The sequence below is a fragment of the Oscillatoria sp. CS-180 genome (genome assembly GCF_028330965.1).
In the GTDB taxonomy this organism is placed as follows: Bacteria; Cyanobacteriota; Cyanobacteriia; order Phormidesmidales; family Phormidesmidaceae; genus Halomicronema.
In genome coordinates, this window is sequence record NZ_JAQMUB010000098.1 from 22,527 (window position 1) to 31,120 (window position 8,594).

The 8,594-nt window shown below is 45.4% G+C and carries 7 protein-coding genes; 5 read left to right on the forward strand and 2 right to left on the reverse strand.

The genetic code is table 11. The annotated features are described in order from the left end of the window. The first annotated feature begins 416 nt into the window (after positions 1-416). From PN498_RS26945 to PN498_RS26965, 5 genes are all read left to right on the forward strand, one after another. Positions 417-1,163, forward strand: coding sequence for a hypothetical protein (locus PN498_RS26945; protein WP_272066555.1), 747 nt, complete (start codon positions 417-419; stop codon positions 1,161-1,163). Positions 1,164-1,264: 101 nt separating this feature from the next. After that, positions 1,265-1,462, forward strand: coding sequence for a hypothetical protein (locus tag PN498_RS28695; protein WP_442951453.1), 198 nt, complete (start codon positions 1,265-1,267; stop codon positions 1,460-1,462). Positions 1,463-2,218: 756 nt separating this feature from the next. Then, positions 2,219-3,766: a TolC family protein gene (locus PN498_RS26955; RefSeq protein ID WP_272066556.1), complete on the forward strand. Its 1,548-nt coding sequence runs from the start codon at positions 2,219-2,221 to the stop codon at positions 3,764-3,766. A gap of 108 nt (positions 3,767-3,874) precedes the next feature. Continuing rightward, on the forward strand, positions 3,875-5,200 hold the full coding sequence (locus PN498_RS26960) for an MFS transporter (protein ID WP_272066557.1): 1,326 nt from the start codon (positions 3,875-3,877) through the stop codon (positions 5,198-5,200). Positions 5,201-5,257: 57 nt separating this feature from the next. After that, the gene (locus PN498_RS26965; protein ID WP_272066558.1) at positions 5,258-6,397 is read left to right on the forward strand and encodes a HAMP domain-containing protein; all 1,140 of its coding nucleotides are present in this window, start codon (positions 5,258-5,260) and stop codon (positions 6,395-6,397) included. Between the two features lie 193 nt (positions 6,398-6,590). Here PN498_RS26965 and PN498_RS26970 read toward each other — a convergent pair whose 3' ends face one another. Next, entirely contained in the window at positions 6,591-7,937 is a 1,347-nt protein-coding gene (locus PN498_RS26970) for a tetratricopeptide repeat protein (protein ID WP_272066559.1), read from the reverse strand. Continuing rightward, positions 7,877-8,594: RNA polymerase sigma factor (locus tag PN498_RS26975; RefSeq protein WP_272066560.1), on the reverse strand; the 718-nt coding region annotated here is incomplete at its 5' end. The genes PN498_RS26970 and PN498_RS26975, both read right to left, overlap by 61 nt.

An 8,594-nucleotide genomic window follows, 5' to 3' on the forward strand; every position in this document is an offset into this window, starting at 1 on the left:
ACGAGAAAGGACTTGTGACGATTATCCATCAGCACCACTCGAAACGGTACTCCTTGGCATCCATGACGCCCTCAAACATCGCTGCGACATGTTCGAGTTTGCTCTGGCCGTCCCCATCTCGGTCATAGAAGCGTCAGGTTGCCGTGGGAGGCTAGGTATTGCCTTTCATCGAAAAGATCGTAAAATCGCTCTTCTTGATATCCCTGTCATAGCGCGAGACCGCCTGCAAAATGTCCGTCAAACAATCCTTTCAAGCTTGATGTTACCCTAACGGTCTATAGAACATGAGGAAAGTTTTGTCAGGTCATCAGGACCAAGGCTATTTTCTGAGAATAGTAAATGACGACTTCACCTTAAATGTAGACAGTATGTGGGCAAGACCATTGAGATCTTTGAAATTAGCTGTGATCGCTCTGATGTTCAGTCTTTTAGCAGGACAGCAATACCCCGTTCAAGCCAACTGCAACGATTCTGTAGGCAGCTTAGAGTGGCATGAGCCGATGTTTGCAGAGCATTTTCAGGCACTCCAGCAACGAGATGATTATCCTTGGGGAAACGTTCCTATTTACGATCGCATTGAAGGAAGAAGCATCTTCTTAACCGAGAACTTTGAGCAACTCAGCAGTGCTGAAAAGCGACAAGCGTTAGATGTGCTAGTTGACTACAACATCCAGAACTATCTGACGCCTGAAGAATATGAGCAAAAGCTTTCCGAGAGAGGTCTGGGCCGTCTGCCGCATCGGGTTATTGCTAATGATGGTCGCCTACTGTCTGCGGTCTATGACGGATGCACCCGGTTCACACTCCTAACCGAGCGGGAGCGGTATGGTTGGGCATATGTGAATCAGGGGCGTGGCATCATTCCTAATCCTGCGCCAGACAGCCAACTCCGGAATGCTGGCTATCCTGAATGGCGACAGGTTAACGTTCCAATTAATCCAGCAGATGAGCGATCAGTTCGTCTAAGCTTCTGGAATTCGGTTGGTTATGAGCAAAGCAACTGGTGGATCGCCTGGGTTCCTGAGCAAGGCTACTTTGAGATCAACGTGCCGGAGAACTACGATACGGCTCGTTTAGAGCAATATTGGCAAGTGGCCGATCCCGGCTATCGTTATGTTGTCGTCAGTACAGATGGGACTCAACTAGCAGATAAGCGCTTTTGATGGTTCTATCGCAAAAACAAAATTAGGATATAAAACCCCTCTTCTTTATCTACATCTATGCAGTGTCACCGAAGATTTGGAGCTCTGGCGAAAATTACACAATGGCGAATGACTTCGATGGGAAAGCGGTGATACTGATAGCTGACACTCATAGTCTGGCCTCGACGGATGTTGACACAGGCTACTATGGACAATGCCGCTTCGACTCCTTCCACACGGCTCGACGGATTCTCAAAGGGTACGAAGCGATGGCGATGATCCGCAAAAGACAAATCCAAAGTGTCGATAGAGGGATGTGACAAGACAGCTCTCTGTCATCCAGGAAATTTTCGGTATCGCTTCGTAGATACAGATAAGGAAGAGGAGCTTTAGACCCTGACTTTGTTTTTGCGACAAAACCGAACATAGCTTTAGCTGTTTCATTAGAACCAGACAGCTAAAGCTATATTTCACAATAAAGCGGTTTAAGATGGTCAAACAATTGGTGACGCACTATTGCAACTCAAAATTTTGAGCGATCGCGCCAAACTTTACAATCATCAACTTTGATGAGAGGTTCCTGTAAAATAGAACTTCTCTGGAAAAGAATTCTCGTTCGCATTGCTGCCATATCTTTAGGGTGGTGATAAAGCGTTCAACGGGCTGGAAAAATGGGCTCATACCTTGCTAAAATCTCGCTTCTCAGCGTTCTTACCTGTTTTTTAATCATCGACTTAAAGGACAACGCCGAAGCTGCTGCACAGCTAGAAACTACGCGCAATTCATCAAGTTACGAGGTGTTGAACAACACCTCAGACTTAGCGATGGTTTTGCTAAAAAGGCAAACCTTCTATGGTTTCACTAACTCATCTGATAATTTTGGATCCTTTCATGTTTCATCTTTTGAAAAATTAGCTCAGAATTCTCAATGGCTAACTCAAGATTCAATTACTAAAATCCATAATGAAAAGCACTTGCAAAATTCCTTTTCGGCAAGCAAACGAGAGACAGCAAACTTAAACCTAACTGATTCTATTAATCAAGAAAACACTACTGACTCAGAAGAATTAGACGCTGTGCCTAATGCAGACGCTGCTTCACCAACTCTTCCGAGCCTTGGTGAACTACCAAACCTCAATCCGGGTGATGATCTGCTGGATCTTCCAGACTCTCCTGAAGTGCTAGAGATTGATGGCGTTATCCCGTTGACTCTAGAACAAGCGATTGGCCTGGCAGAAACAAACAATCGGTCGTTACAGATTGCCCGAACCGGATTACAGCGGGATCAAGCCTTGCTTGACCAGGCTAGGGCTCAGCTCTACCCCACCTTAAGCTTGCAAGGGCAGGTCAATCGTCAACTTGACCCTTCAACTGAAATCTCGACAAACGCTACACGCAATCAGCTATCCTCCCAAATTGCAGAAACCGAGGCAGCCATTAATACCATTGAGAACATTCTTCCCAACGTTACTGATCCGGTAGACGAAATTGTTTTAGCGCTGCGGCTTTCCGATCTGCAGCGCAGTTTGCAAAGCAACCAAACTACATTGAGGCAATTAGATAGCTACCCCACAACAGTTATCTCTGGCAGCGTCCAAGTTGACTATGCACTATATTCTCCGCAGCGAACTGCTGGTATTCAGCAAGCCGAAGCTCAGGCTGAGTTCACAGAACTTGAAGTCAATCGCTTGCAAGAGGAAATTCGCTTAGAGGTCACCAATGCTTATTACGATTTGCAAGATGCAGAGGCTCAAGCAGAGATTTTTAGGGCCGATATTGAACGTCGTAGTCGTAACTTGAGAGATATTGAAGCGCTTTTGGGGGCCGGCCTAGCGACTCGGCTGGATTTACTTAACGCTCAGGTCGAGTTAGATGCTTCTCAACAAAACCTGCTTAATGCTGAAAGTCAGGTTCGGTCTGCCCAAAGTGCCTTGGTTCAGATTCTTAGTGTTCCTGCTGGATTTACAGTGACAGCGGCTGAACCCGTAGCAACGGTTGCTCCTTGGAGACTTTCGCTAGAGGAGACAATTTTTTTGGCGTTACAAAATCGGGTAGAACTCGACCAGCAGTTAGCTCGACGAGAGGTCGCTGAAGCTCAGCGCAATGCGGCTTTGGCAGGTAGGCGTCCACAAGTCAATCTGTTTGCTACTTACGATGTTTTAGAGCTATCGTCAGACGATCCTCGGGCTTCTGCTGTGGAGGGATTTGGAGATGGATACTCGTTAGGACTTACAGTCAACTGGCTTTTGCTGGATGGCGGTGCTACTAATGCCGGTGCTAGGGCCGCCGCCGCCAATATTGAAGCTGCCGAACTCCGGTTTTCTGAAACCAGTAACCAGATTCGCTCTGAAATTACCCAAGCTTACGCCAGCTTACTGGCCAACACAGAAAATCTAGCGACCGCTCAGAATGCTGTTAGGCGAGCAGAAGAAGCCTTGAGGATTGCTCGACTCCGCTTTCAAGCAGGGGTTGGTACTCAGTCTGATGTTCTGGACGCCGACTTTCGTCTCACCGAGGCACTAGGAAATGTCAAGACTGCTACATTAGGTTACAACCGGTCTGTCGCAGCTTTGCAACGGTTTATTGGTATCAGTGCTGACCAACCTGAGCCAGAGCTCGAATGAAGCATCCTAGTAGATTTACGGGACTCGCACTCAATGAGGTACCCGTTCTAGTTGTTTCATGGTGCTCTCTCTTTTCAAAATTTCTGGTTCAGGATCAAGGCTTTTCTAATGCATGTTCGGAACTTACGCCCTAGCGAGCTTAACCAAGTATTGATTTTAGGATTTGCGCTCTGCGGAAATTCTCTAGCCCAGAAAATCGCTGAAATTGAGTCAGTCAGCCGGTTTATTACTGACGTTGGCGCACCCCAGTTTTTACTGCTGATGCTTGTAAATAGCTTGATCAGCATCGTCATGACGGTGACCCATACTCTTCTAGTTGATCGGTTTAACCGGATTAAATTACTTACAGCAACCTGTTTTGGGTTGGGATTGGCCTTTGTTTTACTCAGATGCCTCTTCATCTTAAATGCCCCACCCTGGTTAAATAATTCTCTTTTTTACTTACTTTCTGAGCAGCAATTTACTTTTTTCCCCTTGGTGTTTTGGGTCCTGGCAACCGACCTTTTTGAGCCCCGCCAAGCGAAAAGACTGTTTCCTTTGATTTCAGCTTTAGGGTTGTTTGGAAACTTAGTCGGAATCTTGATAGCTGCTTTCTCACAAGACCTTTTGCAACGAATTAATAGTAATAGTGCTGAACTGCTTATCTTTAACGCATTTATCTACCTGATTCTATATATGATTTTTCTGTTTAACCTGCAAGACGTACAGCTCAGGAAAACTCAAACCCAAACTCAGTCATTCAAGAAAACCTTAATGGAAGGCTGGGATTTTGTGACATCCATACCTGCTTTCCGGTATCTAACGTTCTCAATTTTAGCGGTGGTGGTTTGTGAAAATATTTTTGACTTTCATATGCTGTTCACCTCTGCATCAATTTTTACTGACCAAAACAGCTACCAAAAATTTTTCAGTGCATTTGTGTTGATTCGAGTGATTGGCTATCTGCTTTTTGAATCTGTTTTTACCCGCTTGCTAATCAACAACTTTGACCTCAAAAATTCGTTTTTGTTAAGCCCTATAGCTGCTACCGGGGCAGCATTGGTCGCGATCGCCAGTCCTGGATTATGGGGAAGTGTTGGTGCAGTGTTAATGCACAACGTGCCACTTTACACAGTTGACAAAACGTCTAGGCGATCGTTTCAGTCGTTCGTTCCAGAAGAACGGCGCGGACGAGTCAGTTTATTCTTAGATTCATACTTGACTGCAGCCGGAGCTATCCTGACGGTTTTGATTGTGGGAGGAATCATTCTAGTCAGTCGTGTCTTTGGAATAACAGATTACTTTTATATTTATCTAAGCTTGTGCCTGTTAGTCGCTTTGATTGCTTTATTCTCTATTCTCAAGATGCGTGCAGTGTACGACTCCAGCCTCTTTCACTGGCGTCTAAAAAGGCGACAACGTAATAAAAAAATAGTTGATAAATTAGATTTATAATTGATAAAATAGCAGTTTAGAGAACGTTAGTGGAATGTTGCTAATAATCGAGTCGCCATGGAATCATCCGCTCAGCAACGCCTGTCCAAAAAACTAAGTCTTCGAACAAAGCTTCTGATTGGATTTACGCTTCTATTCAGTGGTGTGTTTGGTCTCATTTTTTATTGGTTTTATACATTTACCATCAACAAAACATCTGAACGATTGTATGCGGACATGCACCAAACCATAATAGGTGCAGCAAAAGAAATCGATCCGCTGGAAGTGGTCGAACTGTATGAAGACGGTTTTGCCTTTAAAGATAGCTTGGCTGATGGGGAGATTCCAACGGATCCTATTTTTCAAAAGCATCTTGCCTTATTTCAAAAAGTTAATGACATTGAACCGCGAGCTTGGCTATATACCTATGTCGTGGTTGATGAGAAACCTGCAGAGTTCGCAGCCAATGTCAATCCAGGTTCTCCCGGAAATCGCCCTCCCACAATAAGGCCGGATGAACTGGCAAAGCTTACGGAAAACGATGTTGTATCTACAGTTTTCTTAGTGGATCTTTGGGTTAGACATGATCCTTCAAAAGCCGCGCAATTTCTCAGGGCTATTCCCTCTAATGAATTTCATCTCCAGGCTTTTGAAAGACAGGATTTGGTTGATCGTCCCCTCTATGATGATGGGCTATTTGGTAGTTGGATCACGACCTACCTGCCCTTAAGAAATGCTGAAGGGGAAACTATTGCGGTATTAGGAATTGATTTTCAAGCCAGCTATGTTCAGCAGGTTAAAAATGCCATACGTAATCGAATGTTGGTGGGTTTTTTCGTTATCTATTTATCGCTTTTTATATTAGTTTATATTCTTTCAAGCTTTCTCACTAGGCCAATCATAAAGTTAACTAGTGCGGCTGAGAAAATTGGAGAGGGTGACTATACTTATGATTTTAAGACATTCCGTCATCGTAGACTACCGGATGAAGTCAGTACTTTAGCCGAGGTTTTTGTCTTAATGGTCAGTAAAGTAAGGCGGCGTGAGGAGTCGCTTAAAATGCAGGTGCAAGATCTCAAAGTAGAAATTGACGAGGTTAAGCGTAAGAAACAAGTTCAAAAAATTATCGACAGCGATTTTTTCCTGGATCTACAATCAAAATCCAAGAAAATTCGTTCTGCAATGGAACGAGCCAATCAAAAAAATAAAGGCCAGTGAACTTATTGGTCTAGATAGAGTAGGGACTGGTACCGCTACGCGGAACTCAAAATGCAAAATACTCTACCCTTTGAGAACGCCAAAGGCGAACGAGAAGCGCAAAGCTCTACTGAATTCAAAATAAAGTAGGTCAGCTTTTCTAGAGTTTTGCATGGTGAGCATGTTTCTGGCGTAATGTACTAACCGTCAGGATTCAGATGTGGCGATCGCACTCTTCTAACCAGCCAGCCGCTATTGTTTGCAGTCGTGCCCCTGCATTTCCCAATGAATAACCCTGCTCTAACGCCTCTATTGCCTGAGCATAGTGTTCTGCAAGCATCAGCACTCGCCCGTGGGCAAACCATGCCGCCGCCTGATCTTGAGCTAGCTCAGTTGCCCTAGTCGAGTGAGCAATGCCTAACTCGTAGTTATTAAACTTTTCTACCCATACTCGTCCAACCGTAACCCAAAGACTCCAGGACATGGGAAAAGCTGCTACCATCTCTAGCAACATGGGCTGTAAGAGCTTTAGCCGACCTGCTGCGGGCAAAATCTCACAGCAGGCACGATAAATTTCGCGATCGCACTCCTGTTTTTGATAACAGTGCATAATAGTATCTGCCGCCTTCTGTACCTGCCCCAACTGAAATAGCAACCGCGCATAAAAATACCAACCGTAGGGGTGATTAGGATACTGCTCGACAAATCGCTGCATGACAGCTTCACCCGCGATTCGTTCACCCTGAAACACATGACAGCAGGCTAATAGATGGTGCGCCTCAGCTGACTGAGGCGCTAATCGCAGCACCGTACGAATGAGTTCCAACGTGGCCGCTCTCTCGTCATCTAAAACTAGGTGCTGCTGGCAGCGGCGACTAGCTAAACGTAGTAAAACTCGAAAATCGCTTGGAGCGTTCTTATAAGCTTGCTGTAGGCGCTGTTCTGCTGTTTTAACCTGGTGTAGCTGTAGCAGCGCATCATAGCTATAAATGAGGGCTGTTACATCGTTGGGTTTAAGCGATAAAACCCTATCGAATGACCGCTGGGCCGCCAAGGGCTTTTCCAAACGGAGCTGTATCTGGCCTAGTAATAACCAGTGAACACTGTTGTCAGGATGTTTCAGAACAGCACTTTCGAATGAGTCAAGGGCTGTTTGCCAGCGGCGCTGACATTGGGCAATTAGACCAGTAATGTGATAGCGAGTAGCATCGTCTTGCACCCAGGCTAGGGTTTGTTCATACAGGCAAATTGCGTTCTTTTCTTTCCCGGTCAAATGCCAAAGATGTCCCAGCAGTAATCGAGCTTCAATGACTTGCGGCTGACGTCTAACTACATAAGAGAGTTCGTCTATCGCTTGCTGCCATTGGCCTATCTGGTAAAGCAGTTTGGCTAATTCAAATCGTTTTTTCCAGCCGGAAGGATAGGACTGAATATACTTAGTTAGCGTTCTCAACTTTTGCTGTTGCCGAATAGGCTTTTGATCAAGCACCAGTTGGGCGTTTAGGTCCATGCCATTGGCATGGGAGACTGGTACCAAACATGGGGAAGGGTTTCTAGACATGTGGCGGATACTCCGTAATCAATAGATGCGGATTGATGCAGTTTTGGCAAAGATTTTTCCCATAGTTGCTGCGCTGATGATGCGGTAGTTGCGATCTCAGCTTTTGAAAGTCCGGCCAAATATTGTTTCAGCTGTTTACGCAAAATGGAGCAGGCTTGTTGCGCCCGTTTGCGAGCATTATCTTCTGAGATCAACAGCTGCTGGGCTATGTCTTTGTAAGGTTTTTCCTGAAGAAATCGGAGGATGAATGGCTGCTGTAGGCGAGGCGGCAACTCTGAAATAATGTGATGCAGATACGTTTTTAATTCTTGCTTGAGGAGAGCCGTATTAGGTGAGGGAATATTAGTAGAGGTAGCAGAATTGGCGATTACCTCTTCGAAGTTGTCTACGACAATCACTTCACGACGATGGGCACGGTGTAGATCCACACAGAGGTTATGCGTGAGCCGAGTTAACCAGGCTTTTGGGTTAGTAATTTCGTCAGCATACTGTGGCCACCTGCCTCGGGCTTTGAGCATGGCGCAGCTCAAAGCTTCTTCGGCATAGGTTCGATTGCCGCCCATCCAGTGCAAACAACGTTGGAACAGATAGGTCTTGTGCTGTAACCAAATTGGCCAAAACTCTGGTTGTTCTTGAGTAATCCTCAGCGGTTTGGGG

Coding starts and splice junctions, on each gene's coding strand:
- PN498_RS26945 (WP_272066555.1), top strand. CDS start 417: ATGTTCAGTCTTTTAGCAGGACAGCAATACCCCGTTCAAGCCAACTGC.
- PN498_RS28695 (WP_442951453.1), top strand. CDS start 1,265: ATGGCGAATGACTTCGATGGGAAAGCGGTGATACTGATAGCTGACACT.
- PN498_RS26960 (WP_272066557.1), top strand. CDS start 3,875: ATGCATGTTCGGAACTTACGCCCTAGCGAGCTTAACCAAGTATTGATT.
- PN498_RS26965 (WP_272066558.1), top strand. CDS start 5,258: ATGGAATCATCCGCTCAGCAACGCCTGTCCAAAAAACTAAGTCTTCGA.
- PN498_RS26970 (WP_272066559.1), bottom strand. CDS start 7,937: ATGTCTAGAAACCCTTCCCCATGTTTGGTACCAGTCTCCCATGCCAAT.